The sequence below is a fragment of the Microbacterium sp. CCNWLW41 genome (genome assembly GCF_037083505.1).
The window spans coordinates 889136-915517 of record NZ_JBAOJP010000001.1 but is presented as its reverse complement, the minus strand read 5'-3'; the positions used below and the strand labels follow the sequence as shown (position 1 = coordinate 915517).

22 protein-coding genes are annotated in these 26382 nt (G+C 71.8%); 4 read left to right on the top strand and 18 right to left on the bottom strand.

Annotated features, from left to right (window positions below):
- Window positions 1-71 precede the first annotated feature (71 nt).
- Window positions 72-2216, top strand: a complete 2145-nt coding sequence (locus tag V6R91_RS04060) for a glycoside hydrolase family 3 N-terminal domain-containing protein (RefSeq protein ID WP_336394304.1) — start codon at window positions 72-74, stop codon at window positions 2214-2216.
- Here V6R91_RS04060 and V6R91_RS04055 read toward each other — a convergent pair.
- From V6R91_RS04055 to V6R91_RS04040, 4 genes are read right to left on the bottom strand one after another with little or no spacing between them, the layout of a single operon-like run.
- Entirely contained in the window at window positions 2209-3687 is a 1479-nt protein-coding gene (locus V6R91_RS04055) for a family 43 glycosylhydrolase (protein ID WP_336394303.1), read from the bottom strand. The two genes, V6R91_RS04060 and V6R91_RS04055, sit on opposite strands and share 8 nt — an antisense overlap.
- The gene (locus V6R91_RS04050; protein ID WP_336394302.1) at window positions 3684-5345 is read right to left on the bottom strand and encodes a DUF5597 domain-containing protein; all 1662 of its coding nucleotides are present in this window, start codon (window positions 5343-5345) and stop codon (window positions 3684-3686) included. Before V6R91_RS04050 ends, V6R91_RS04055 begins: the two co-directional genes overlap by 4 nt.
- Window positions 5338-6819 (bottom strand): C-glycoside deglycosidase beta subunit domain-containing protein, encoded by a 1482-nt coding sequence (locus V6R91_RS04045; RefSeq protein ID WP_336394301.1) that lies wholly within the window; start codon window positions 6817-6819, stop codon window positions 5338-5340. The genes V6R91_RS04050 and V6R91_RS04045 overlap by 8 nt, the downstream gene beginning before the upstream one ends.
- A 14-nt stretch (window positions 6820-6833) precedes the next feature.
- Window positions 6834-8138, bottom strand: coding sequence for a C-glycoside deglycosidase beta subunit domain-containing protein (locus tag V6R91_RS04040; protein WP_336394300.1), 1305 nt, complete (start codon window positions 8136-8138; stop codon window positions 6834-6836).
- A gap of 207 nt (window positions 8139-8345) precedes the next feature.
- On the opposite strand from V6R91_RS04040, the gene V6R91_RS04035 reads away from it, so the two are divergent.
- Window positions 8346-9302 carry a LysR family transcriptional regulator gene (locus tag V6R91_RS04035; protein ID WP_336394299.1) on the top strand — a complete coding sequence of 319 codons (957 nt, stop codon included), beginning with the start codon at window positions 8346-8348 and terminating at the stop codon, window positions 9300-9302.
- Window positions 9303-9353: 51 nt separating this feature from the next.
- Here V6R91_RS04035 and V6R91_RS04030 read toward each other — a convergent pair whose 3' ends face one another.
- From V6R91_RS04030 to V6R91_RS04020, 3 genes are read right to left on the bottom strand one after another with little or no spacing between them, the layout of a single operon-like run.
- Window positions 9354-10316 carry an NAD-dependent epimerase/dehydratase family protein gene (locus V6R91_RS04030; protein ID WP_336394298.1) on the bottom strand — a complete coding sequence of 321 codons (963 nt, stop codon included), beginning with the start codon at window positions 10314-10316 and terminating at the stop codon, window positions 9354-9356.
- Window positions 10313-13003, bottom strand: coding sequence for an alpha/beta fold hydrolase (locus V6R91_RS04025; protein ID WP_442928092.1), 2691 nt, complete (start codon window positions 13001-13003; stop codon window positions 10313-10315). The genes V6R91_RS04030 and V6R91_RS04025 overlap by 4 nt, the downstream gene beginning before the upstream one ends.
- On the bottom strand, window positions 13000-14022 hold the full coding sequence (locus tag V6R91_RS04020) for a 3-oxoacyl-ACP synthase III (RefSeq protein ID WP_336394297.1): 1023 nt from the start codon (window positions 14020-14022) through the stop codon (window positions 13000-13002). The genes V6R91_RS04025 and V6R91_RS04020 overlap by 4 nt, the downstream gene beginning before the upstream one ends.
- Before the next feature lie 170 nt (window positions 14023-14192).
- Here V6R91_RS04020 and V6R91_RS04015 point away from each other — a divergent pair, with 170 nt between their 5' ends.
- Together V6R91_RS04015 and purU are read left to right on the top strand one after the other, a co-directional pair.
- On the top strand, window positions 14193-15842 hold the full coding sequence (locus V6R91_RS04015; RefSeq protein ID WP_336394296.1) for an ABC1 kinase family protein: 1650 nt from the start codon (window positions 14193-14195) through the stop codon (window positions 15840-15842).
- Window positions 15843-15897: 55 nt separating this feature from the next.
- Entirely contained in the window at window positions 15898-16776 is an 879-nt protein-coding gene (gene purU / locus V6R91_RS04010; protein WP_336394295.1) for a formyltetrahydrofolate deformylase, read from the top strand.
- Between the two features lie 32 nt (window positions 16777-16808).
- Here purU and V6R91_RS04005 read toward each other — a convergent pair whose 3' ends face one another.
- From V6R91_RS04005 to pcaH, 11 genes are all read right to left on the bottom strand, one after another.
- Window positions 16809-17600: an IclR family transcriptional regulator domain-containing protein gene (locus V6R91_RS04005; RefSeq protein WP_336394294.1), complete on the bottom strand. Its 792-nt coding sequence runs from the start codon at window positions 17598-17600 to the stop codon at window positions 16809-16811.
- Between the two features lie 30 nt (window positions 17601-17630).
- Window positions 17631-18803, bottom strand: coding sequence for a thiolase family protein (locus V6R91_RS04000; protein ID WP_336394293.1), 1173 nt, complete (start codon window positions 18801-18803; stop codon window positions 17631-17633).
- Between the two features lies 1 nt (window position 18804).
- A complete protein-coding gene (locus V6R91_RS03995; RefSeq protein WP_336394292.1) occupies window positions 18805-19497 on the bottom strand; it encodes a 3-oxoacid CoA-transferase subunit B in 693 nt (230 codons plus the stop codon).
- Window positions 19494-20255 (bottom strand): 3-oxoacid CoA-transferase subunit A, encoded by a 762-nt coding sequence (locus V6R91_RS03990; protein ID WP_336394291.1) that lies wholly within the window; start codon window positions 20253-20255, stop codon window positions 19494-19496. The genes V6R91_RS03995 and V6R91_RS03990 overlap by 4 nt, the downstream gene beginning before the upstream one ends.
- Window positions 20256-20394: 139 nt before the next feature.
- On the bottom strand, window positions 20395-21765 hold the full coding sequence (locus V6R91_RS03985; protein WP_336394290.1) for an alpha/beta hydrolase family protein: 1371 nt from the start codon (window positions 21763-21765) through the stop codon (window positions 20395-20397).
- An 80-nt stretch (window positions 21766-21845) separates the two neighbouring features.
- Window positions 21846-22292, bottom strand: coding sequence for a MarR family winged helix-turn-helix transcriptional regulator (locus tag V6R91_RS03980; RefSeq protein WP_336394289.1), 447 nt, complete (start codon window positions 22290-22292; stop codon window positions 21846-21848).
- 39 nt (window positions 22293-22331) lie between these two features.
- On the bottom strand, window positions 22332-22733 hold the full coding sequence (pcaC, locus tag V6R91_RS03975) for a 4-carboxymuconolactone decarboxylase (RefSeq protein ID WP_336394288.1): 402 nt from the start codon (window positions 22731-22733) through the stop codon (window positions 22332-22334).
- On the bottom strand, window positions 22730-23509 hold the full coding sequence (locus tag V6R91_RS03970) for an alpha/beta fold hydrolase (RefSeq protein WP_336394287.1): 780 nt from the start codon (window positions 23507-23509) through the stop codon (window positions 22730-22732). The genes pcaC and V6R91_RS03970 overlap by 4 nt, the downstream gene beginning before the upstream one ends.
- On the bottom strand, window positions 23506-24897 hold the full coding sequence (locus tag V6R91_RS03965) for a lyase family protein (protein WP_336394286.1): 1392 nt from the start codon (window positions 24895-24897) through the stop codon (window positions 23506-23508). Before V6R91_RS03965 ends, V6R91_RS03970 begins: the two co-directional genes overlap by 4 nt.
- Window positions 24887-25465, bottom strand: a complete 579-nt coding sequence (gene pcaG, locus V6R91_RS03960) for a protocatechuate 3,4-dioxygenase subunit alpha (RefSeq protein ID WP_336394285.1) — start codon at window positions 25463-25465, stop codon at window positions 24887-24889. Before pcaG ends, V6R91_RS03965 begins: the two co-directional genes overlap by 11 nt.
- A complete protein-coding gene (pcaH, locus tag V6R91_RS03955; RefSeq protein WP_336394284.1) occupies window positions 25465-26334 on the bottom strand; it encodes a protocatechuate 3,4-dioxygenase subunit beta in 870 nt (289 codons plus the stop codon). The genes pcaG and pcaH overlap by 1 nt, the downstream gene beginning before the upstream one ends.
- Window positions 26335-26382: the final 48 nt, after the last annotated feature.

Below are 26382 nucleotides of genomic sequence, written 5' to 3'. Positions count from 1 at the left end.
GGGCCTCGGCCCCGGGCGGCATGCCTTTCTCGAGAACCGGCTGGGAGGCCGCGATGGAACGAAGCGCACGCGTGAGCAGCCTGCTCGCCGAGATGACCGACGCCGAGAAGCTCGGCCAGCTGCAGATCGTCTTCCGCCCGAAGCACGAAGATGCCGCGCAGCTCGTGCGCGAAGGCCTCGGCTCCGTCTTCTGGCCGCCGTCGGCGACGGCGACGAACGCGCTGCAGCGCGTGGCCGTGGAGGAGACCCGCCTCGGTATCCCGCTTCTCGTCGGGCTCGACGTCATCCACGGGCAGCGCACCATCGCGCCGGTGCCCCTCGCGCAAGCGGCGAGCTTCGACCCCGCACTGGTTCGGGACCTCGCCGCCCTCGCGGCCGCGGAGGCCCGGTCGGGCGGAGTGACCTGGACGTTCTCGCCGATGGCCGACATCTCGCGGGACCCGCGGTGGGGACGGGTGGTCGAGGGCTTCGGCGAAGACGTGCACCTCGCCGTGACGATGACGCGCGCCATGGTGCGCGGCTACCAGGGGGACGACCTCTCGTCCCCGACCGCGATCGCCGCGACGGCCAAGCACTTCGTGGCCTATGGCGCCCCCGAGGGTGGCCGCGACTATGCGGGCGTGGACGCCTCGGACCACCAGCTGCGCAACGTCTGGCTCGAGCCCTTCCGCGCTGCGGTCGGCGAGGGTGTCGCGACCGTGATGGCTGCCTTCAACACGGTGGCCGGCATCCCGATGCACGCGAACCGGCGCCTGCTGACGGGTGTGCTGAAGGATGAATGGGACTTCCCGGGCGTGGTCGTCGGTGACGCCGAGGGCGTGCGAAACCTCGTCGCTCATCGGGTCGCCGAAACGGTCGAAGAGGCCGTGGTCCTCGCCTTCCGCGCGGGCCTCGACATCGAGATGGGCGGCGCGCCCGCCGATCTCGACCCGAGCGCGCTGTCGGCGCTCGACCCCGCGCGGCTCGACGACGCGGTGACCCGTGTGCTGACCCTGAAGGAGCGGCTCGGGCTCTTCGAGAGGCCCTACGTCGACGAAGATGCCGAGATCACCGAGCCCACCGAGGCGTCGCGCGCTCTCGTCCGACGCGCGGCCGCCCGCGCGTCGGTGCTGCTGAAGAACGACGGCACCCTCCCGCTGCGATCGCCGCGACGCGTGCTGCTCGCCGGCCCGTACGCCGAGTCGACCGACCACCTCGGCGCGTGGACGCAGTACTTCGGCGCCCGCGCGGGAAGCATCGCCGACGAGCTCGGCACGCGTCGGCCCGAGGTCGAGCTCGAGGTCGTGCCCGGGGTCGAGTTCCTCGCAGGCACCGACTCCGGCATCTCCGCCGTGGTCGACGCGGCGTCACGGGCCGACCTGGTGATCCTCTGCGTCGGCGAGCCCAGCGCGCTCTCGGGCGAGGCGGCCTCCCGGAGCGACATCCGACTCCCCGGGCGTCAGGAGGACCTGATCCGCGCGGTCGCCGGCTGCGGCATCCCGTTCATCGTGGTCCTCGAAGCCGGCCGCCCGCTCGTCGTGAGCGACTGGATCGATCTCGCACCGAGTGTGCTGGTGGCGTGGCACGGAGGCACGGAGGCCCCCGCCGCGATCGTGGACGTGCTCCTCGGGAACGAGGACCCCGCGGGGCGCCTCCCGATGTCGTGGCCGCGCTCGGTCGGCCAGATCCCGATCCACTACCCGCACGAGCACACGGGGCGTCCCGCGTCGACCGGGGGCAGGCTCACGGCGGAGGAGACCGATGTCGGCCTCCACGGACCCGACAACGTCGAGGACAAGTTCACCTCGAAGTACCTCGACCTCGAGCTCGGCCCGCAGTTCTCGTTCGGTCACGGCTCGGGCTACGCGACCTTCGCGCACGGCACCCCGCGCCTGTCACGGACCGAAGCGCCCGGGAGCGCGATCGACGAGCCGGTCGTGCTGGAGCTCGACGTGACGAACACCTCCGACAGGCCGGGCGACGAGGTGGTGCAGGTGTACGTCGAAGACGTCGTGGCCAGCGTCGCCCCGCCCGTCCGCCGGCTCGTCGCGTTCGAGCGCCGCACCATCGGCGCCGGTGAGACGGTCGTCTCCAGGTTCGAGATCGGCCGCGAGCAGCTCGGCTTCTGGACGACGGATGCCGCGACCCCGGCCTTCGTCGTCGAGCCCGGCCTCTTCCGGCTCCACGTCGGCGCGACGCTCGCGTCGACGCAGGCCGTCGAGCTGCGCGTCAGCTGAGCGGGCGGTACCGGAACTCGCGGAACCGGACCGATCCTTCCCCGGCCGCGTAGAGCGCCGGCCGGAGGCTCAGGAGGTCGGCCATGGTGTTCGCGTGGTAGCCGGACGTCTCGTACCGGATCGCGTGGCGCGTCCAGTCCCCGCCGGGCTCGCGGTACCAGCCGGTGACGATGTGCGTGTCGTTGCGGAGCCTCAGCTGCAGGCGGCGTACGGCCGGCGCGGGCTCCCGCCAGTGCGTGACGTGCCCGCCGGCGTAGCTGCGCATGCGCTCGCCGTCGATGCCCATGCCGCAGAAGAGCCGGTCGTTGAAGTAGAGGAGGATGCCGCCCTCGACATCGCCGCCGATGAGTTCCACCTCGACCTCGACTTCGTAGGAGTGGTCGCCGGTGAGGACGGCGAGCGGTGACGTGTCACCGGGGTTCGTGCCCCTTCCGGCGAGCACGAGGCCGTCGTCGAGAGTGAGCCGGGACGCCTCGCCGGGCGACGGTGCATGAAACGCCCAGCGCTCGCCGAGCCGCAGTGTCGAGAAGTCGTCTGCGAACGCGACCGGGGCGCGCTGTGCCGCGGCGCCGGCCGGTGCGGTGAGGTCTCCGCCGATGTCTTCGAGCACGCCGACGGGCCAGCCGTCCGCAGTCCAGGCGATCGGCTCGAGCAGGATCTGCCGTCCGAGCGTGCGGTACCCGTTCTCGTAGCCGTGCGAGACCATCCACCAGTCCTCGCTCGCGGGACCGGGCAGGATCGTCGCGTGCCCGCGCGACCACCAGGCCTGCGCGGCATCCGTCGTCCTCGCCACGGGATTGTGCGGGCTGTTCTCCCACGGTCCGTGGACCGACCGCGACCGCGCGACGATGACCATATGCCCCGTCGGCGGGCCACCGGTGCCGCCGACAGCGCTGACCAGGTAGAACCACTCGCCGCGCCGGAACAGCTTCGGTCCCTCGAGCGCGTACGCCTCGGTGATCCATTCGTCGGGGTAGCGCCAGCCGTCGTACACCTGCTCGAGCTCGCCGACGGTCGCGAGCCCGTCATCGGTGAGCGCGATGCGACGGATGCCGTTCACGAAGAGGTACCGCGTGCCGTCCTCGCCGACGACGTGCCCGGGATCGATCGCCCACCGGACTCCGAGATCGATCGGCTCCGACCACGGCCCCTCCATCGAGTCGGCGTGGATCACGAAGATCGATGGGGCTGTGAGCGTCGACCACGGCGCGGGGATGAACGGGATGTAGATGAAGAAGCGCCCGTCGTGAACGGCGATGTCGACCGCGAACGTGCTGCCCAGCGGCTCGGGCAGCGCGGCACACTCGTACGTCCAGTTCACCAGGTCGCGCGATCGGTAGAGCAGCAGGCCCGGGGCGGACTCGAACGACGAGTAGGTCATCCAGTATTCGTCGCCGATCTTGATGACGGCGGGATCCGGCCGGTCTCCACCCAGGACGGGGTTGCGGAAGGTCGCCGCGTCATCCCTCACGCTCGGGGCCCCGCCTCGATACGCAGCAGAGTGATCCGCGCGGCGCCGACGCGATCCACCGGCACGACCTGGAGCCGCTCGTCGCCGTTGAGCACGCGGCCGGCGACGACGGCGCCGGCGTCCATGAGCAGCTCGACGACCGCGTCGACCTCGACCGATCCGTGCGCCGCGGCGAAGTCGAGCTTCACGCCCTGTCCGACCACGACGATGTCATCTTCGGACTCGGCGAAGACCAGCGCGAACGGGCGTCGTTCGCCGGGCGTCGGCACCGGTTCACCCGGCAGCGTCTCGTCCGGGACCGGAAGCGGCCCCGCGGGCAGCTGCACACCCACGTCGAGCAGGAAGTCGCGCACGATGTCGTTCAGCCCGCGCGCGCTCACGGTGAGATCCCCGACGGATGCCTCGGCCGGCGGGGCCCCGGGCTCCACCACCACGGCGCCGATGCGCTGCCGTCGCTGGGCCTCGGCGATCGTCGTCTCGAAGGCGCTCAGGTACGCGAGCACCGCCGCGACCTGACCTTCGGGGTTCGCCCCGTCGATGCCGAAGGCCGACCAGCCGACTGCTCCGTAGCCGCCGACGGCGCGCACGAGCTCTCCCGCGCGCAGCCTGCTCTCGGGCACGAAGAGCGGCTGGTCTCCCGTCGCGTAGGCACGCATCGCGGAGTCGGCGTCGTCGACGTAGATGTCGGGGCCGACCAGCGACAGGGCCGGCGCGGCCGCTCGCCACACGTCGATCACGCGGCTGGACGGTCCGCCGCTCGGCCACTGTCCCGGCTCGTCCTGCCCGGGCTGGGGGCCCAGCCACGCGTTGGCGTACATCGGGATGCGCTTGCGGGCCCGCCCGCGCTCGGCGAGATGCTGCACGTACGAGGCGATCGACCAGGCCATAAAGATCTCGTCGGCGCCCGAGTCGTCCCCGAACACCTCGCGCCATGACCCGGCCTCGCGCCGGCCACCGGCGTCCCACCGCTCACGCAGCAGGGACGAGGGGTCCGATCGGCGCGCGGCGGCGATGAGCGCGGACGGCACGTCGCGACGCCAGGCCGCCTCGGCGAGGTCGCTACGGTCGCGGCTGTCGCGGAGGAGTCCCGACTCGTTCTCGACCTGGATCATCGCGACGACATCGCCGGGGTCGACGTCGGCGACGTGCGCGACGAACGCCTCGAACGCCGCCGCATCCGCGTCGAGAAGGTTCTCGCTGAAGACCGAAAGCACCGGGGTGGGCATCACCCCGGAATAGTGGAAGGCGCTCCCCCGGGTCTTGGGGTGGACGACGGCTCGGGGGAACCTGCTCTGGTCGGATCTCACCCACCGCGGCGCGTACGTCGAGGCGGCGTTCTTGAAGGCGCCGAACCAGAGGAGCACGAGGCGGAGCCCGAGACCCCGGGCCTCTTCGATCATCGCGTCGACGAGCGCGAAGTCGAACGCGCCCTCTTGCGGCTCGGTCAGCGCCCAGCTCACCGGTGCCAGCACGGTGTTCGCATTCAGGTCCCGAGCCTGCGCGAAGGACCGGCGGATGGAGTCCGTCGACGAGCTCGACGAGTTGTGCACCTGGCCGCCGAGCAGCAGACGCAGCTCGCCGTTCTCGCGCAGCCGGAGATCCTCGCCGAACGACCACGCGGAGCCGCGGGACGCGCCGCTCATGTCGGTGTCAGACACGCGCGGCCTCCACGGCGTGCATCGAGCGCCGGATGAGGTCGTGCTGCCGGCGCACGAGCAGAAGCGGGTCGACCTCGCCGAGCTCGGCGAACGCGTGCCCCTCCCACTCGCTCGACCAGTAGCCGCGGTAGCCGCCCTCGACGAACACGCGCACGAGCTCGGGGTAGTCGATCGCGGGCTCCTGCCCGTCCTCGTCGATGTCGTAGAACTTCGCGTGCACGTGCAGGATCTGCGGCATGATGTCGGCCCACTCCCGCGGGTCGACGTGGCCGTGCATGTTGAACGCGAGGTGCGCGAACGAGCCGAGGCGGCCGGGATCGAAGTCGCGGCTCTGGAGATACGCGATGAACTCCTGCTGCCGGTCACGCATCGAGGCATCCGTCCCCCAGATCTGCTGCAGACGCTCGACGGCTTCGTCGTCGAGCCCCGCTCGGCGCACCGCACGCAGGAGGGTGGGCGACATCGCGTGCATCGTCGAGGAGAAGTCGGCGACGAAGCCCAGGAGCGGCGAGTCGAGGTCGGCGTACACGTCGCGGACCTTCATGATCTCGGGCGAGTTGGGCCCCATCGGGGCGTGGATCTCGTAGGCGAGCCGGAGGTCGAGGCTCTCGGCGACCGGCAGCAGGCGGCGCAGGAGCTCCGGCTTCGCGCTCTGGATCCGCACCAGCGGGAATCCGAGCTTCTTGGCTCCCTGGAACAGCAGCTCGCTGAACTCGAACTCCTCGTCGGGCGTCATGTCGCGGTCGCGGCGACGGCCCATGTCGAGGTTCGCGCCGAACGAGCTCTCGTCGAAGCCGTGGCGGTCGAACGCGGCCCGCCACTGCGCGACGAACTCGTCCGACACGACCGGATACGTGGGCAGCACCTGCGACGCCACGATCTCGATCCCCGGCCCGATGCCGAGCGCGGCGACCCGGTCCAGCAGCCCGTCGAAGTCGTACCAGCCGGCGCGGAACTCGGCGCTGGCCGAGTAGAGCGTGAGGCCGAGGCGGAACGGGTCCTCCTCCGCGGCGGGCGGCGGGGGTGCGACATCCGTCACCGTCACCGCCGGCGTCGCATCGCGGTCGGTCACCGTCAGCGTCGACGACTGGCGCACGATGTTCGGCACGTACATGCCGGGTCCGCCGCCCTGGCCGGGCGCGATCTGCATGTACGGCAGGCGCAGCTCGCCGAAGATCTCGACCTCGTGCTGCTCGCCGAGCTCCACCGGCCGGTCGAGCCGGGCGATGAGGAGCGGATGCTGCTGCAGGAACCACAGCGTCTCGCTCCGGTCGGGCAGCTCGGCGACGGTGTACCGCGTGCCGTCGAGCTCGAAGGCGAGGTCCTCGCCGGGGATGTCGGCGCCGTCGACCGTGAGGCGCAGCGTCGTGACCGACGAGAGCCACAGGCTCCGGTACCAGGGGATCGTGAGCGTGAGCGCGAGCCCGTCGGGATGCGGGCGCAGGCTGTCTTCGGCGATGAGTCCGTTGGGCATGGGGGTCTCCGGTTTCAGGGAAGGCGCGAGGCGATGGAGCGCATGAGGGAGTGCTGGCGGCGCACCTGCTCGATGGAGCGCCACGGGATGCGCTCGCCCTCGTACTCGCTCGAGAGGTACCCGGTGTAGCCGGCGTCCTTGAGCGCGCGCAGCACCGGCTCCCACGGGATCTGCTGGTCTTCGAGGTTCTCGTCGATGTCGTGGAACTTCGCCTGGATGAACACGACGTACTTCGCGATGTCGGCGATGTCGGCCGGGTCGACGGCGATGCCGTCCATGAAGGCCGGACGGCGTCCGGGCAGCTCGCCCGGCTTCAGCGGGATCGGACGGTCCTGGAAGATGCCGGTGTCCAGCAGCAGCCCGAAGTGCTCGGTGCCGGTGCGCTCGATGAGGTCGATGTAGTCGTCGACGACCTCGTGCTTGATGGGGGTGGGGGCATGGATCTCGGGGCAGATCACGACGTCGAGCTCGGCCGCGAGATCCAGCGAGCGCTCGACGGACTCGGTCCAGATCGGGTGCGGGATGAGGTCGCTCGAGACCACGCCGATCTTGGGGCGCACGAAGCGGAAGCCCAGGCGCTTCGCCAGGCGCAGATCGCGCTGCAGCATCCCGGCGCCCTCGGCCGCCGTGAGATCCCGCGCGTGGACGCCGCTCGAGTGCAGGCGGGTGTCGATCCACGACCCGTAGTTCGTGGGCTCGAGCGAGTACTTCTCCAGCAGGGCGAACCAGCGGTCGATCCACTCGACGGTCGGCTCGGGGTACCGCTCGATGTGGCCCTCGCCGAGGATCTCGACGCCGGTGGCGCCGACGTCCGCCACCGCGGCGAGCGCGGTCTCGAGGTCCATGACCGTGCCGAAGTCGGTCATGAAGCTGTACAGGCTCACGCCGTACCGGAACGGACCGCCCTCCTCTGCCGATGTGAGGGTGATGTGCCGCGACACGTCGTAGGTCGAGGGCTGGTGCTCCTCGGGGATGTACGACATCCGCAGCCGCAGCTGCACCGAGACCTCGTGCGTGCCCTCCGGCAGCCCGCCGGGGTGCGGCACCGTGACGACGGCCGCCTCCTCGAGCGGCCAGCGCACGCCGTCCGCGTCCCACAGCTCCTGCAGCGAGTACGTGCGGCCGGCGAACGTCCACAGCGGCACGTCCGGCGCGACGTCGACGAGGTCGCCGACGCGCACGGCGACACCGTCGATGAGGGATGCCGCCATGCCGCGGTACGACGGCATGCGGAGCCGGAGCTGGAAGCCGGTGACCTCACCCCCCTCGCGGATGTTGCGGAATCCGACGGACTGGATGAGGTCTCTTTCGAGAAGCATCGATGCTCGCTCTCTGGGTCGGGACCGCGTTGACCGCAGGCCGTGAGTCGCATCGAGCCTATCAGCGTTACGCTGGATTTTGACATAAGTAAGAGTGATGCGCACATAACTGCGGGGGGAGGTGTTCATCGTTGCGGGCGATACCGCCTCCCGCCTGCATAGACTGCGCCGATACACTGAACCGAGGCTCCCGCACCCGGAGGATCAGTGTCCGATCAACCACTCCTTTCCCGTCTCGATCTGAACCTGCTCGTCGCCCTCGACGCGCTGCTGACCGAGCGGAGTGTGACGCGCGCCGCCGAGCGACTCCATCTGAGCCAGCCCGCGCTGAGCGCTTCGCTCGCACGGCTGCGCACGCACTTCAACGACCCGATCCTCGCCCGCCGCGGCAACACCTATGAGCTCACCCCCCTCGCCCTGCGGCTGACCGAGCACACCACGACGGCGCTCGAGGCGGCACGGCGGGTGTTCGAAAGCCAGGCGACGTGGAGCCCCCGCGAGTCGATCCGCGAGTTCTCGATCTACGGGTCGGACTACGGCTTCGCCACGATCGGCAGCGAGGTCTCGCGCCTGGCCGCCGAGTCGGCGCCCGGCGTGCGCTTCCGGTTCATGCTGCACAATCCGTCCATCGTCGATGACGCGCTCAACCGGCTGCGCGCCGCCGACGGAATGGTCATCCCGCACGGCTACCTCGTCGATCTCCCCTACACCGACCTGTGGCGCGACAGCTGGGTGGTCGTCGCCTCCGATTCGAACGAGATGGTCGGCGACGAGCTCACGATGGAGGTGTTGGGCGCCCTGCCGTGGGTCTTCACGTATCAGTCGCGCACCGCATTCACCTCGGCGGCGCGGCAGCTGCAGCAGCTCGGCATCGAGCCGCACGTCGAGGCGGTCGTCGAGAGCTTCCTCGCCCTGCCGCACTTCATCGCCGGCACGAACCGGCTCGGCCTGATCCAGGCAGGCCTCGCGCACGTCGCCGAGTCCGTCGCAGGAGTCCGCACACTCGCCGCTCCCTTCGACGCCACGCCCGTCGTCAACGCCTTGTGGTGGCATCCGGTCCACGGTCGCGACCCCGAGCACGCGTGGATGCGGGGCATCTTCGAGCAGGCGGCAGCCGGCGTGTCGGCCCGGCCATCCACCATCGCGGCGCATCATCCGGTCTGACGAGGCGAAGCGCGCTCGGCCGCGGCGTCCACCACCTCGGCCAGGACGGGTTCAGGAACGAGCAGCCAGGCGGGCCAGTCCTTCGTCGATCGACACCGCGGGGGACCACGCGAGGATGCGCCGGGTCTCGCGCTGATCGAACCAGTGGGCGGTCGACAGCTGCTCGGCCAGGAACCGCGTCATCGGCGGCTCGTCACGCGCCGGCACGATCCGCCACCCGACCTCGACCGCGGTCCCCGCCGCGCGGCCGAGCCAGGCGGGGATGCTCCAGCGCGGGGGCGCGACCCCGGCCGCGAGGCAGATGCCCGAGAGGAGGTCGCCCACCGGCCGCGGCTCGCCGTTGGTGAGGACGAGTGCGCGGCCGTGCGCGTCATCCGCCCGCTCGAGCGCCGCCGCGATGCCTGAGGCGGCGTTGTCGATGTAGGTGCTGTCGATCAGAGCGGTTCCGCCGTTCAGGAGGGGCAGCCGTCCTCTCCGGGCTCGCTCCACGATCCGGGCGACCAACTGGGTGTCTCCGGGCCCCCACACCAGGTGAGGGCGGACGGCAACCACGCTCATCGCCGTCGAGTCGCGCTCCAGTGCGAGGAGCTCGGCCTCCGCCTTGGTGCGCGCGTAGTCGCCGCGGGCACGTTCCGGATCGGCGGGCCCCGCACCGACACCGACGAGCGCAGAACCGGCGTGCGCGACGGACGGCGACGAGACGTGCACGAAGCGCGTCACCCCGGCGCGTTCCGCGGCATCGAGCAGGATCCGGGTCCCCTCGACGTTGACCGCACGGAACTCGTCTCGCCTGCCGGTCAGCGATACCCGGGCCGCGAGGTGGACGACAGCCTCGGCGCCCTGGACGGCGATGTCGATGTCGGCCCGGTTCGTGATCGACCCGCAGAAGTCAGCCGCTCCTGCCACGGCGGACGGCCGTCGCTGCAGTGTGCGCACGTCGTGGCCTGCCGCGACGAGCGTGGTCGCGACGGCCGAGCCGAGGAAGCCGGACGCACCGGTGACGAGGACGATCATGGTGCGCCGGGGCGCTCTCCCGCGAGCACGCGCTCAGCCCACACCGAGAGTCGGGATCGGTCGATCTTGGAGTTGTGCCGGATGTCGGTGGGCAGCCCCGGGACGGCGAGCACCGCGGCGAGCGGCGTGCCGGCAGCGTTCCGCACGGCGCTGGTGAGGAGCGGGTCCGCAAGGCCTGCCCGCCTCGCTGCGGGCGTGGTCTCGACGATCGCGACCGCCTGGCGCAGCCCGTGCGGGCCCACCCCCACCACGGCCGCGCGGCGCACCCCCTCGACCCGCTCCACCCGCTGCTCCGTGCCCACCGGCGCCAACGGGCCGTGGGCGGTCACGATGAGGTGCGGCATCCGTCCCTCGATCCACAGCCGCCCGTGCGCGTCGAGGTGGCCCACATCGCCCGTGCGGTGCCAGCGACGGGTCTCTCCGGGCGAGTCGAGACCGGCCGTCTCGCGGACCGCCTCCCGGTCGGTGAGCCAGAGCCGGTCGTAGTGGTCTTTCACGTGGGATGCCGACACGACGACCTCGCCGAGCACTCCGGGCGCGTCCGTCGCACGGCCGGTCGCGCGACCGTCGCAGTCGACAGGGCTGACCAGAACGCGGTTCGCGCCGATCGGGACTCCGACGCAGACGCCCGCGTCACGGCTGCCGGCCGCGTCGCGGACACCGGCCAGCGTGATGTCGGTCACCAGCAGGCACTCCGTCATGCCGTACGGGGTGTGAGCCGTGGCGTTCGGCATGAGCGCCGCAGCCGACTCCAGCAGCCCCTGGCTGATGGGGGCTCCGGTGGAGAGGAACGTCTGCACCCCTGCGAGCGCGCCACGGCCCTCTGCCGTCAGCGCGTCCGCGGTATCGACGACGTTGAGGATCGCCGCCGGCGAAAGGAAGACCATCTCCGCACCCGACGCCTGCACCGCTGCGGCGACGGCCGGCGCCGTGAGCGTCCTCGGTGAGGAGACGTCCATGTCGGGTGTCACGGACCGGGTGCCCAGAGCCGGACCGAGAAGGGCGAACGGCGCGAAGCCTGTCACGAGGCCGGTCTCGCCGGTGACGCCGAAGTGCGAGGCGAGCAGATCGCGCAGCGCGGAGAGCTGCCGGTGCGTGTAGGCGACCCCTTTGGCCGCCCCGGTGGAGCCGGAGGTGAACAGGATCGCGGCAGGGTCATCCGGCCCGGGCGGGTCGGCCGGCGCGGCGGCGTCATACCCTTCCCGCGCGAGCTCACCGAGAGTGTGGGAGATGCCGAGCGCCGCGGCGGCGGTCTTCGGCAGTCGAGCGACCGAGATGCGCATGCCGGGCCACCCGAGCACCCGCGCGGCCGTCAGACCTCGCGTCTCCCCGATGATCACGTCCGGCCACGACCCCCGAACGGCGCGCGTCAGCCCGCGCACTCCGAGGCCGGCATCGGCGACGACGACGACCGCGCCGATCCGGAGGCAGGCGTAGACGACGGCCGACAGTGTGGGCCCCGGGGGAACCAGGAGCGACACCCGGTCGCCCCTTCGCACGCCCACGCGATGCAGCCCCGCCGCGAGTCGTCGGACCCTGTCGTGGAGCTGATGCCAGCTCACCCGCCGCGGCGCGCGCCCGCCGGACGTCATCTGCACGATCGCGGTCCCGTCGTCATCGCTGCGCTGATCGAGGGCGTGCCAGATGGGGGTGCCGGAGGCGTCGGACCACGCGCTCGGCGGCACCTGGGCGGCCGGGCCACGTGAAGTCGCAGGCACGCGGGCCCGGAGCGGGACGACGTCGTCGTGCAGCCATGCCATGAGGCCGTCCGCGCAGCGTTCCTCCTCGGCGAGCAGATGACCCGCGCCTTCGAACCGGTGGACGTCGGCATGGGGAAGCCGGTCCACGAGATCATCGAGATACCGGTCGCCGAAGATCGGATCTTCCGGGCCCCACATCAGCAGCGCGGGAACGTCGAGCCCACGGACGCCGTCCGCGATCCTCTCCAGCTCGGAGAAGCTGCGATGGTGAGGCCCGACGGGGATGTCGGCGACGAAGCCGCGAATGCCGGCCCGCCGGGCCGCGGAGAGGTACGGCGCGCGATAGGCGGCTCCCGCCTCATCGGTCAGGGCCGGTCGCGCCAGCGCCAGCGTCGTGTCGAGGAACGCCGTGGTGGCCGACGTCGCGCCCGCGAGAACCCCCGGTGCCCGCGCCAGCCGGAGCGGAGCCGGGATCGGAACCCCCGGCGGGTGGTGTACGGCCGTGTTGACGAGCGCGACCCCGGCGAGGGACGACGGATGCTCCAGCGCCCAGCCGAGCGAGATGACGCCGCCCCAGTCATGACCCAGCGTGACGACCGGCGCGCTCAGCGACAGGGCATCCGTCAGCGCGCCGAGGTCGGGGACGCGCTGCGCCAGCGGACGGTCGGCACCGGTGCGCTCGGAGAAGCCCATGTCGAGCTGGTCGACGGCGACGAGACGCCATGCCGGCTCGCCATGCGCCGCGGCGTCCAGCGACCGCGCCGCAAGCCGGCGCCACAGGTACGACCACGTCGGATTCCCGTGCACGGCGAGGATCGTGCCGACCGCGTCGACCCCTCGTCGCACCAGCTCGGGCCCGGTGTCGAGGACGTGCCAACCGCGGGTGACGCCGGCATCGGGGCCGACGCCCGGCACGGCGACGATGCGGCTCCAGCCCGGGTCGAGCCCGGGGAGTCCCGCGGGAGGCGGCACCGCGCGCCGGGTCACCAGGCGAGCTCCATCATGGCGGTGTTGAGCCCGGACCCGACCCCCATGAGGAGGACGCGGTCGCCCGCGCGCAGCGTCGCCTGCTCCTCCGCGAGGGTGATGGGGATCGAGGCAGGACCGACGTTTCCGTACCTCGGGAACGTCACCGGGACGCGCGTGCGGTCGAGGTGGGCCGCCTTGATGATGGCATCGGTGTGCACGGCCGAGACCTGGTGGGTGATGTACCGGTTCATGTCCGACCAATCCCACTCCGGCCGCGCGTCCCGCCAGGCGGAGAGGACCAGGTCCAGCCCGCCCTTCAGGAGCGCTCTCGCGTCGGTGAACATGCCGTCCACGCTGCCGACGCACAGCTCGTGGAACTGCGTCGCGGCCCGGGTCACACCACCGAGGATCCGGTGGCCCTCCGGGTGCTCGTCGGCGCGGCCGAGCACCGCTGCGGCGGCGCCCGACCCGAGCGTGAGCGACGCGAACTCGCTCATGAAGCCGTCCCTGTCGACGTCGTCGCGCAGGAGGCGGCGGATGGTGTTGTCCTGGATCTCATCGGCGTCCTCGCCGTTGACGATGACGGCATAGCGGATCTGACCGGACTGGATCATGTTCGCCGCGAGACTCATGCCGCTGACGAACCCGAGGCACGCGTTGGCGACGTCGAAGTTGACGGCGGAGCTCGACAGACCGAGCCCGTGGTGCAGACGGACCGCCACCGACGGCTCGAGGTGCTTGCGCGAGACCGACGTGTTGATGAGGAGTCCGACGTCGGACGGTGCCACCGACACCTCGGCCAGCGCGCGCCGACCGGCCGACACCGTCGCCTCGTCCGAGGACTCGTCCGCCGCCCAGTTGCGGCGTTCGAGGACGCCCGCGACGCGTTGCAGGAGCCGCCCGGGCAGTCTCAATCGACGAAGCGAGCCCGACAGGCGGTGCTCGATCTCCTCGGACGTCGTCACCCGCCCAGGCAGAGTGCTCACCACCGAGAGCAGTGACACATTGTCGAAACGGGTCGTCGCGTTCGCCGCCATGGGACCTCCCTTGCCCCTCCCATCGGCCGGGCGATTCAAGAGGACCAAATGTACGCGCTCACCGTCGTGCCGGCATGACGGTTGCGCACCGCGACGGCTTGCTCTAGGTCTCTTGTCCCCGCTGGGGAGGTCGGCGACAATGAGCCGATGGCGGAACGGCGATCGCGGCGGTGAGAGCGAATCTCAGCAGGTACCAGGAGATCGCAGACACGCTGGCGCGTCACGGACTGAGCTTCCTCGTCGGTGCGACGGGACTCGGCCGGTGGATCCCCGCCGGCCGTCGCCACCCGCAGCACCGGCCGGCCGACCCCGCCCTGACGAGGGCCGCTCGCCTCCGGCTCGCTCTCGAGGAGCTGGGGCCCACCTTCATCAAGCTCGGCCAGCTTCTCTCCACGCGCCCCGACCTCCTTCCGCCGGCCTACATCGCGGAGCTTTCCAAGCTGCTGGATGCCGCTCCCCCCGTGTCCTTCGACGAGATCCGGGAGACGATCTGCCGGGAACTGGGCGCGGAGCCGGAGCAGTCCTTCGCGTCGTTCGATCCGGCCCCGCTGGCATCGGCATCCATCGGCCAGGTCCACGCCGCAGAGCTGCGGGACGGCACACCCGTCGTGGTGAAGGTCCGCCGCCGCGATGCGGTTCGGCAGGTGCAGGAGGACCTCGACATCCTCAACGATCTCGCCGACCGCGCGGCGCGGGCGTGGGAAGCCGCGCGCACATACGACGTGCGGGGAATCGTCCAGGAGTTCTCGCGGACGCTCCGCGCCGAACTCGACTACGTCCGCGAAGCGGAGAACGCCGACCGGTTCGGCGCGCTGTTCGCCGACCGCCCCGACGTGCTGATCCCTGGGGTCGTCTGGACGCGGAGCACCTCGCGTGTGCTGACTCTCGAGCGCGTCACCGGTATCAAGATCAACGACCTCGAGGCGCTGGACGAGGCGGGAATCGACCGCGGCGCGCTGGCGAAGACGGGCGCCGACGTCATGCTCCAGATGATCTTCGAGCACCGCTTCTTCCACGCCGATCCCCACCCGGGCAACCTCTTCGTCCAGCCGGACGGCAGCATCGCGCTCATCGACTTCGGCATGGTCGGCCAGATCAGCGAGGACCTCCGCGACCGGTTCGCCGACTTCCTCATCGCCTACGCCCTGCAGAACCCCGACGCGCTGGCCGACGCGCTCGTGCGCGTGTCGGTGACCAAGGGCAACGTCGATCGGGATGGGTTCCGTCAGGCCATGGCGTCCTTCATCGGGCTGGCCGCCGAGAGGTCGCTGGGAGAGGTGGGGTTCGGCCGGATGGCCACCGAACTGCTCCGCGTGCTCCGCGAGCAGCGGCTGCAGCTTCCGCGCGAGGTCGCACTCATCTTCAAGGTGCTCATGGTGATCGAGGGCATCGGAGTGCAGCTGGATCCCGAGTTCGACCTCGCCGCCGTGTTGACTCCCTACGCGCAGCGGCTGGTCCGTGACCGGCTCTCCCCCGCGGCGCTCGCCAAGCGGATGGGTCGCGCCTCCACCGACGCCGGCGCCCTGCTGCTGGAGCTTCCCACGCGCCTGCGCAGGATCCTCGACACCATGGACGGCAACGGCGTCGAGGTCCACCTCCGTGCGGCGGAGCTTGACCCGCTGGTCGCCCGGACCGAGCGCATCGGCAACCGCCTGGTGGCCGGGATGATCACCGCCGCCCTGATCAATGCCGTCGGCCGCTTCGTCGCGGGTGACGAGCGGTGGCGATCGTGGCGGAGCGCCCTCGTCGGCGCGGGCATGACGGCCGCGTCCACGTTGGGCGGATACCTGCTCTGGACGGCCCGGCGACGCCGTCGGTGATCGGTGGGCGCCGAGCGGCGGAATCCGACGCGTCATCACACGGCAGAATCGAGGGATGACCTCGCCCGCGATGCACCTCAACCCCGACCACGCCTGCCTCATCGTCCACGGCAGCGACCAGCCGGGGATCGTGGCGGCGGTCTCGGCGATGATCACCCGCATCGGCGGCAACATCGTCGCTTTCGACCAGTACTCCGACAACCCCGAGGGCGGTGCGTACTTCCAGCGGGTCGTGTTCCACCGCCCCGGCTTCGCCGCCGACCGTCCCCGCATCGAGGACGAGCTCGCGCGGACGCTCGCCGGATTCGAGCTCGAGTGGTCGCTGACCGACCAGTCCGTCCCCAAGCGCATGGCGATCCTCGCGTCGAAGCAGGACCACTGCCTGCTCGACCTGCTGTGGCGTCACCGCCGCGGCGACCTGCCGGTGACGATCCCGATGGTGATCTCGAACCACACCACCTCGGCCGAAGACGTGCGCTCGTTCGGCGTGCCCTTCTTCCACGTCCCCTCCGTCGCGGGACCCGACAAGTCGGCGTCCGAGGCCAAGATCGTCGAGCTGCTCAGGGGCAACGTCGACTTCGTCGTGCTGGCGCGGTACATGCAGATTCTCTCGGGCGACTTCCTCGCGCAGGTCGGCGTGCCCGTGATCAACATCCACCACTCGTTCCTGCCCGCCTTCATCGGCGCCGAGCCGTACAAGAAGGCGAAGGAGCGCGGCGTCAAGCTGATCGGCGCGACGTCGCACTACGTCACCGACGACCTCGACGAGGGGCCGATCATCGAGCAGGACACCGTGCGCGTCACGCACGCCGACTCGGCGGCCGAGCTCGCCCGCCGCGGCGCCGACGTCGAGCGCCAGGTGCTCTCGCGCGCCGTGCTGTGGCACGCCCAGGACCGCGTGATCCGCCACGGCAACCACACCATCGTGTTCTGAAACGGATGCCGCGGGCCGCGGCATCCGTTCCCTCACACCAGGCGCAGCTCGGCGTCGATCGCGGCGGCGGTGCGCTGCAGCGGGGGCAGGTACTCATCGAGCACGTGCTCGACGGTGTCGCGCGTCGCGCTCGTCGAGACGTTCACCGCGGCGACCACGCCGCCGCGGCGGTCGTGCAGCGGCACGGCGACCGAGCGCAGGCCTGGCTCGAGCTCGCCGTCCACGAGCGCCCACCCCTGCTCCCCCACCCGCACGAGCTCCTCGCGGAGGGCTCCCGCCGACGTCAGGGTGCGGTCGGTGAGGGCGGGGAGGGCGGATGCCGCGAGCGCGGCCTCGCGCGCGGCATCCGGCATCCCCGCCAGCAGCACGCGCCCCATCGACGTCGCGAACGCGGGGAACCGCGTGCCGATGGTGATGCGGACGCTCATGATGCGGCGCGTGGGGACGCGCGCGATGTAGACGATGTCGCTCCCGTCGAGGACGGCCGCCGACACGCTCTCGTCGACCTCGCGCGAGAGCCGCTCGAGGTGCGGCTGGACGACCTCGGGGATCGACAGCGCGGACAGGTAGCTGAAGCCGAGCTCGAGCACCCGCGGCGTGAGGCCGTAGCTGCGTCCGACGCTCGTCGCGCCGGAGCCGCGGACGTATCCGAGCTGCTCGAGTGTGCGCAGGAACCGGCCCGCCGCCGCGCGGGTGATGCCGGCCCGGCGTGCGACCTCGCTGAGCGTGAGCTCGGGGTGCTCGGCGTCGAAGGCCCGGATGACGGCAAGCCCCCGGGCGAGCGACTGCACGGTGTCGTGGGTGCGGCCCGCGGCTTCGGTCACCGGCTCACCCTACCCGTCCGGCTCCGCGGCTCAGCGCTCGAGCACGACGGCGAGGCCCTGCCCGACGCCGATGCAGATGGCGGCGACCGCGACGCCCCCGCCGCGACGGCGCAGCTCGTGGGCCGCGTGGCCGATGATGCGGCCGCCGGACGCGCCGAGGGGATGCCCGATCGCCAGCGCGCCGCCGTGGATGTTGACGCGCTCCGGGTCGAGCTCGGGCCAGCCCTGGATGTCGGCGAGCGACTGCGACGCGAACGCCTCGTTGAGCTCGACGAGGTCGACGTCGGCCCAGGTGCGGCCCGCGCGGGCGAGCGCCTTGTCCGCCGCCTCGATCGGCGCCAGCGGGAACTGGTCGGGGTCGACGCCGTGCGCGGCGCGCGCCGTGATGCGGGCGAGGGGCTCGCCGTCCAGCGCCCCTTCGCGGGCGAGCAGCACCGCCGAAGCGCCGTCGTTGATGGGCGAGGAGTTGCCGGCGGTCACGCTGCCCTGTCCGTCGGCGGCGAACAGCGCCTTGAGACCTGCCAGCTTCTCGACGGACGTGTCGTCGCGGATGCCCTCGTCGCGCGCGAGCTCGGAGCCCGGGACCTGCACGATCTCACCGGCGTAGAGGCCGTCGGCCCAGGCCTGGGCTGCCAGGCGGTGCGAGCGCACGGCGAACTCGTCCTGGGCCTGGCGCGAGATGCCCTGCTCCCGGGCGATCTTCTCGGCCGACTCGCCGTTGGAGATCGTCCAGTGCTTCGGCAGCTGCGGGTTGGTCATGCGCCAGCCGATCGACGTGTTCCACAGCGTCTGGTTGCCGACGCTCGGCCACGGCCGCGGTGACTTCTCGACGACGAACGGCGCGCGGCTCATCGACTCCACGCCTCCCGCGAGCACGACGTCGGCGTCTCCGGCATCGATGGCACGGGACCCCTGGACGACGGCCTCGACCGACGACGCGCACAGCCGGTTCACCGTGACGCCGGTGACGGTCGTCGGCAGGCCCGCCAGCAGCGCGGCCATGCGCGCGACGTTGCGGTTGTCCTCCCCCGCCTGGTTGGCGTCGCCGAAGATCACGTCGTCGATGCGCGCGGGATCCAGGCCCGTGCGCTCGATCGTCGCCCTCATGACGACGGCGGCGAGGTCGTCGGGGCGCACCGCCGAGAGGGCGCCGCCGGCGCGTCCGAACGGCGTGCGGACGGCGTCGTAGATCCAGGTCACCATGTCATTCACCTTCCCGGATGCCGGGGGTCGAGGCATCCGTCAATTCCAGGCCCGTGAGCGCGGCGAGGAGCTGGACGGTGTTGTCGCCGAACGCCTCGCGCACCGCGAATCCCTCGGGCATCACGTCGAAGACGGCGTGGTCGGTGTAGACGCGGGTGACGCAGCCGACGCCGGTGAGAGGGTACGTGCACGCTTCGACGAGCTTGGACTCCCCCGACTTGGTGAGGAGGTCGGTCATGACGTAGACGTTCTTCGCGCCGATCGCGAGGTCCATCGCGCCGCCGACGGCGGGGATGGCACCGGGGGCGCCCGTCGACCAGTTGGCGAGGTCGCCGCCCTGCGACACCTGGAACGCACCGAGGACGCACACGTCGAGGTGGCCGCCGCGCATCATGCCGAACGAGTCGGCGTGGTGGAAGTAGGCGGCGCCGGCGAGCGCGGTGACGGGTTGCTTGCCGGCGTTGATGAGGTCGGGATCGATCTCGCCGGCGGCGGGCGACGGCCCCATCCCGAGCATCCCGTTCTCGGTGTGCAGGATGATCTCCTGGTCCTGCGGCAGGTAGTCGGCGACGAGGGTCGGCGCCCCGATGCCGAGGTTGACGTACGAGCCCTCGGGGATGTCCCGGGCGATGCGGGCCGCGAGCTGCTGGCGCGTGATGCGCGTGCCCTGCGTCCTCGGTTCGGTGACGCTCACTGGTCGACCTCGTTTCCGGATGCCGCGTCCGCCGCGAGCGGACGCCCTTCGATGTCCACGCCTCCGACGAAGGCGCCGCCCTCGAGCCACGCCCGCTCGCCCACCGCGACGACGCGGTCGACGAAGATGCCCGGCGTCACGACGGCCTCGGGGTCCAGCGTGCCGAGCGGCACGAGCTCGTCGACCTGCACGATCGTCGTCGTCGCGGCGGCGGCCATGATGGGCCCGAAGTTGCGCGCGGTCTCGCGATACACGAGGTTGCCCCACCGGTCTCCGCGGTACGCGCTCACGAGCGCCACGTCGGCTTTGATCGGGTACTCCAGCGCGTACAGACGGCCGTCGATCTCGCGGATCTCCTTGCCCTCGGCGAGTTCGGTGCCCACGCCCGTCGGCGAGAAGAACGCGCCGATCCCGGCGCCGGCCGCGCGGATGCGCTCGGCGAGGTTGCCCTGCGGCACCAGCTCCAGCTCGATCTCGCCCGCCCGGTACAGGCCGTCGAACACCCACGAGTCGTGCTGGCGCGGAAACGAGCACAGGATCCTGCGCACCCGCTTCTTCGCGAGGAGCGCGGCAAGGCCCGTATCGCCGTTGCCGGCGTTGTTGTTGATGATCGTGAGATCGCTCGCGCCCTGGGCGATGAGCGCATCGATCAGCTCGACGGGCTGACCGGCGCGGCCGAAGCCGCCGATCATGATGGTCGCCCCGTCGCGGATGCCGGCCACGGCCTCCGCGACGGACGCCACGGTCTTGTCGATCATCGCTGCGCCTCCTCGTGTTCGTCCTGCGAACACCTGTCCGTCTAACGGACACGATACCGCAGCGCGTCTCTCACCGCCAGGGCGAGACGCCGAGGGCGGCACCCGTCACGGATGCCGCCCTCGGTTCAGCTCGGCGCCGTCAGCGGCGTCCCTCCCGGTCGCCGAGGAACTCGCCCGGCTGGGTGGGGACGAACGCCGACCCGCTGTCATGGAGCGACGCGGCCAGCTGGTTCATGCGCTGCGCGGACTGCCCGACCGCGCCCCAGTTGCCCGTCTCGACGCGGTCCAGGAGCGCCTCGATCCCCGCCGCGATCTCGGCAGGCGTGAAGCTGCAGTGCCCGACCCGGTCGACCTGGAACTGGCGCAGCAGGCTGGTGTCTCCGGCCGTGCGGACGTCCTCGGCGTACTCCTCCTCGACCTGGATCGGCGCCAGGATGTCGTCGAGCGTGTGCAGCGCGATGACCGGCATCTGCAGGTCGCCCGAGAGCCCCGACGAGGCGCGCAGCGTCTCGACCGAGCCGGGGTCGGCCACGACGTCCGCGGTCGCGGTCAGGGTCGCGAGGTCCGCCTTGAGCTCCAGGCCGGCCTCGCGGTACAGCTCCTGCACCAGCCCGCGGTCCTCGGACTGCGCGAAGAGCTTGTGGTAGTCCACTCCCGCATTCCAGGTCGCGTTGCCGCCCGCCGTCGACTCGATGTCGAAGCGGCCGGGGGTGACGAAGCCGATCGTGTCGAGCAGCTGCTCGTACAGCCCCTGCTGCAGCACCGCCGGGTCCGTCGGCGCGTCGGCCGCGGCCGCGCCGTCGGAGATGTGGAACAGCGCCGCGGCCAGCGCGATGCGCGCCTTCCCCTCCGGTGTCTGCTGACCGGCCTGCACCGCCGCGCTCAGCGCGCCGGAGGCGGCGAAGGCGTCGCCGAGCGTCGCGTAGCCCTCGATGTCGATGTCCTGGGCCGGCGCGAGCAGCTGGTCGATGGCGTGCGCTCCGTCGAGCTGGTAGTTGTTCAGATCGACGGCGCCCTCCATCAGCCCGCACGTCGGCATCGCCCCGTCGATGAGGTCGCCGGCGCTCTCGGCGATGCGGCCGGTGACGAGACCGCCCATCGAGGTGCCGTAGGCGAGGATGTGCTCGGGGTCGAGTCCGGTCTCATCGAGCATGGCGTCGAGGGACTGCAGCTGGTCGTCGACCGCGGTCGGCACCGCCCAGCCGCTGGACGCGTACGACGACCCGACGAGCGCGTAGCCGCGCTCGAGCAGCAGTGCCTTGGTCGCGCCGTCCGGGGCGACGGAGGCCGGGTTGCCGGGGATGAACGAGGGCCGGTAGCCGTGGCTGTACAGCAGCACGGTGCCGTTCCAGTCGGCGGGGACCGAGGCGAGCCAGGTCGTGCCGTTGGAGAGCGAGCCGGCGTACTCGCCGCCGGTGTCCGCGAGGGCGGGTGGCGCGACAAGGCCGACAGACAGGGCGGCGGCGGCGACCGCGGCCAATCCGATGGTTCGGGTGCGGAGCTGGGACATGTGGGGTCCTTCCGTGTCATCGTCGACAGGGCGCCGTCGTCGGCGACGGAGCTAGGACCAATTATCAAGTTTCCTGAACGTCAGTCAACCGGTTCCGTGGATTGCTCGAGGGCGCGCCGGGCCTCCTGGAGCCAGCGTCCGAGCGCCGCGCGCTCCGATCCGGACCGCCCGCCGAACGCCACGGCCTCGATGCGGTCGACGTCGTCGCGGCACGCGGACAGCAGCGCCACGCCGGCCGGAGTCAGCGAGATCGCCATGCGGCGCCGGTTCTCGGGGTCGCGGACGCGGTCGATCAGCCCCGCGTCCACCAGGGCGCGCACGATTCCCTCCATCGCCTGCGCCGTCACGAAGGCGTGCCGCGCCAACTGTGACGAGCTCATCCCGGGGTGCTGCTCGAGCACCGTCAGCGCGGTGTACTGCGTCACGGTGATGCCGTGCGGCCGCACCACGTCGTCGAGGCGTCCGCGGACGGCGAGCTCGACCTGCTTGACCTGGTAGAGGATCCGGGGTGCGTGTTCGGCCGTCATGCGCTCCCCGAGCCCGTCATGCGATGAAGCATACGGGCGTCAGGACTCGTCGGCGAACACGTCCTTCGCGATGCGGAACGCGGTGTTCGCGGCCGGGACGCCACAGTACAGCCCCGCCTGCAGGATCACCTCCCGGATCTCGTCGACGGTGAGGCCGTTGCGCCGCGCCGCGCGCAGGTGCATCGCGAGCTCCTCGTGGTGACCGAGCGCGATGAGCGCCGTGAGCACCGCCACCGAGCGCGAGCGGCGGTCGAGCCCTGGCCGCGACCAGATGTCGCCCCACGCGACGCGGGTGATGAAGTCCTGGAAGTCGGCCGTCAGCTCGTCGGTGCCGGCGATCGCACGGTCCACGTGCGCGTCCGAGAGCACCTCGCGACGCACCGTCATGCCCTGGTCGTAGCGCTGCTGGTCGGTGAGGCCCTCGCCGTCCGGGCGGGTCATGCGGCGCGCTCCGCCGCGTGGGCGTCGAAGAAGCCGAGGAGGGCGTCGGCCGTCGCGGCCGGCGCGTCGGCGGGCGGCAGGTGCGCGGCATCCGCGATCCCGATCGCCTCGCCGCGCTGCACGCCGTCGGCGATCTCGCGAGCGGATGCCTCCGGCGTGACGCCGTCGTGATCGCCCCACACCGCCAGCACCGGGGTGGCGATCTCGCCCAGCCGATCGCGCACGTCGAAGCTCGCGAGCGCCTCGCAGCACAGCGCGTAGCTCTCGTCGTCGGCGTCCTGCAGGGCGTGCAGCAGCCGGCCGGTGATGTCGGGGTCGCGCTCGATGGATCCCGGCGCGAACCACCGCTGCGCCGAGCCGATGATGAGGCTCGAGGTGCTCTGCGCGCGCACCTGGGCCGCACGCTCGTGCCACGCTGCGGCCTCGCCGATCGCGGCGCCCGAGCACACGATCGCCGCTGCGCGGACGCGATCCGGATGCCGCAGCAGCAGCTCGAGCCCCACGCAGCCGCCGAGCGACACCCCGGCGTACAGGAACTCTCCGTCGATGCTCGCGGCCACGGCGTCGGCGAGGTCGGCGATGGAGAACGGTGCGGCGGCGGCCGGTGCGGCGCCGTGACCGGGGAGGTCCCAGGCGATGACCCGGTACTCCTGCGCGAGCGGGGGCAGCGCGCGCTCCCACAGCAGGGTCGAGGTCCCGAGCGACGGGCCGAGGATCAGGGTCGGCGCGGCGATCGGGCCGACGGGTGCGGTGAGCGAGATGGCGGGGACGGTCACTCTGTCTCCTGTGGGGTGACGGCCTCGTCGACGAGGCGTGCGGCGAGGCCCGTGTACCGGGCGGGGTCGAGCAGGTCGGCGACGAATGCCTCGGCGCTCCGGCCGCGGTCGGCGGCGAGCGCGCCGACTTCGGGGAGCGCCGCGAGCGCCGCGGCGAGGTCGCCGTCGGCGCCGGCCTCGAGGACGAGCCGCGACACGCGGGCCGGTCCGAGCGCGGGGCCGAGGACGAGCGAGAGCCGCTCCGCGAGGATGAGCCCGCCGCCGACGTCGAGGTTGCGGGTCACGGCGTCGGTGTCGACGTGCAGGCCGGCGACGAGGGTCGCGGCGTGGGCGGTCGCGCCCAGCGCGAGACGCAGCAGTTCGCGCAGCGTCGGCCACTCCGCGTGCCAGGCGCCGTCGGGGCGCTCGTCGACGGCGAGCGCCGACGCCAGGTGCAGGGTCGCGCCGAGCTGCGGCGCGCGCAGCGCGGCGGAGCGGATGAGGACGGATGCCGCGGGATTGCGCTTCTGCGGCATCGCCGACGATCCTCCGCCGGTGCCCTCGGCGAGCTCGCCGATCTCGCTGCGGCTGAGGGTGGCGACGTCGGCGGCGATCTTGCCGACCGCGTCGACGGCCTGCACGAGGGCGTCGCCGAGCCCGGTCACCGGCCAGCGCGCGGTGTGCCACGGCGCCTCGGGCGCGGCCAGTCCGAGCTCGCGCGCGTAGGCGGCCGGCAGCCCCGCCGCGGTCTCGGCTCCGCCGAGCTCGACGAACGAGGCGAGCGTTCCGGCTGCGCCGCCGAGCTGCACGGGGAGCGCGTGCCCGGCCTGCTCGAGGCGTCCCTTGGCGTGGGCGACGCCTCGCAGCCAGCCGGCCGCGCGCAGGCCGACGGTGGTCGGCACCGCGTGCTGGGTGAGCGTGCGCGCCGCGGCGACCTCGTCGCGGCGCGAGCGGGCCAGCAAGCGCAGCGAGACCTCGGCGTGCGCGAGCGCGGCGATGACCTTGCTGGTGGCCGCCCGCGCGACGAGCATCAGCGCGGTGTCGAGGATGTCCTGGCTGGTGGCGCCGCGGTGGATCCACAGGCGCGCGTCGGTGCCGACGCGCTCCCTGAGCACGCCGACGAGCGGGATCACCGGGTTGCCGCCGGCCACGGCCGCCGCTGCCAGTGCTCTCCCGTCGACGCCGTGGTCGCGGCATCCGCGCAGTGCGCCCTGCCAGCCGAACTCCGTCTCGATCTCGTCGACGGCCTCGGCCGGCGCGAGGCCCGCCTCCAGGAGGGCGCGGGCGAGGCCGACCTCGGCCGTCACGAGCGCGTCGAGGATCGCGGCATCCGTCACCGTCTCGTCGTGACCGACGGTCACCGGCGAGAGCAGCCCCTCGTCGAGAGGGGGGTGCGGATCAGAAGGCAAGGAACACGGTCTCCTTCTCGCCCTGCAGGTGGATGTCGTGGTGCAGGCTGCCGTCGGACCGGCGCGTCGCGATGAGCGTAGCGCGCTCGCCCTCGTCGAGCGAGGACAGCAGCGGGTCGGCGGCGAGGAGATCCTCGCGCTCGGGCAGGTAGATGCGCGTCACGAGCTTGTCGGGAAGCCCCCGGGCGAACACGATCACCGAGAAGAACGGCGCGCCTCCGTCGACCGGACCGGGGTTGCGGGTCCAGAACTCGTAGTGGCCGACATCCGTCGTCGCGGCGCGCCCGAATCCGGTGAACGAGTGGTCGTCGCGCCGGAACGCGCCGTGCGCGCGCGGGATGCTGCCGTCCTCGTCGGCGCTCCAGATCTCCACGACGGCGTCGGGAATCGGGTTGCCGGCGCCGTCGAACACGGTGCCGCCGAGCACGATCGCACCCGGGCTGTGCGGGAAGACGACCTCGTGCTTCTTGGGGTAGTCCAAGCCGAAGGCGAAGAACGGGCCGACGGTCTGGCCGCCGGTGGGCTCGTGGGTCTTGGGGCCCAGGTCGCGCTGGGTGCGAGCGGCCATCAGTGCTCTCCTTCTTCGGGCTCGAACCAGGTGGCGTCGGGTCCGTCGACCACGATGTCGAAGCGGTACCCCATCGAGAACTCGGGCACCGACAGGTCGTGGTCGTACAGCCCGATGAGGCGGTCGCGGTCCTTCTGGCGCCAGATCGTGTTGTAGATCGGGTCCAGCGGGAACAGCGGGTCGCCCGGGAAGTACATCTGCGTCACCAGACGCTGGGTGAAGCCGCTGCCGAAGATCGAGAAGTGGATGTGGGCGGGGCGCCACGCGTTGACGTGGTTCTTCCACGGGTAGGCGCCCGGCTTGATCGTCGTGAACTTGTAGAACCCGTTGTCGTCGGTGACCGTGCGCCCGGCCCCGGTGAAGTTCGGGTCCAGCGGCGCGGGGTGCTGGTCGCGCTGGTGGATGTAGCGGCCGGCCGCGTTGGCCTGCCAGATCTCGACCAGCTGGTTCGCCAGCGGACGCCCCCACGAGTCGAGGAGCCGGCCCTCGACCGTCATGCGCTCGCCCTGCGGCTCACCGATGTGCTGCAGCGTGAGGTCGGACTCGATCGCCGCGACGTCGCGCTGGCCGAAGGCCGGCGACCACAGCTCGATGGTCTCGGGGTCGACGAGCTTGGGGTTCTTGGTCGGATGCCGCAGCAGGCTCGACCGGTAGGGCGGGAAGTCGTGGAGGCTGATGTTCAGCTTCTCGCCGGCCTCCTCGCGTCGCGCGGCGGCGGCGTGGTAATCGACGATCTCCTGCGTGATCTCGTTCTGCGTCAGCTGGTCGGGCGAGGCCAGCAGCGACTCGGGCGCTGCCACCGTCTGCTCGAGAACCACCGACGACGAGAACGCCTCTTCACCCCGGGGATCGGGCTGCGTCGCACTCATCAAGGTCTCCTTCGACGACTCGGGTCGTCCCAGCGTCGCACCGGCGCC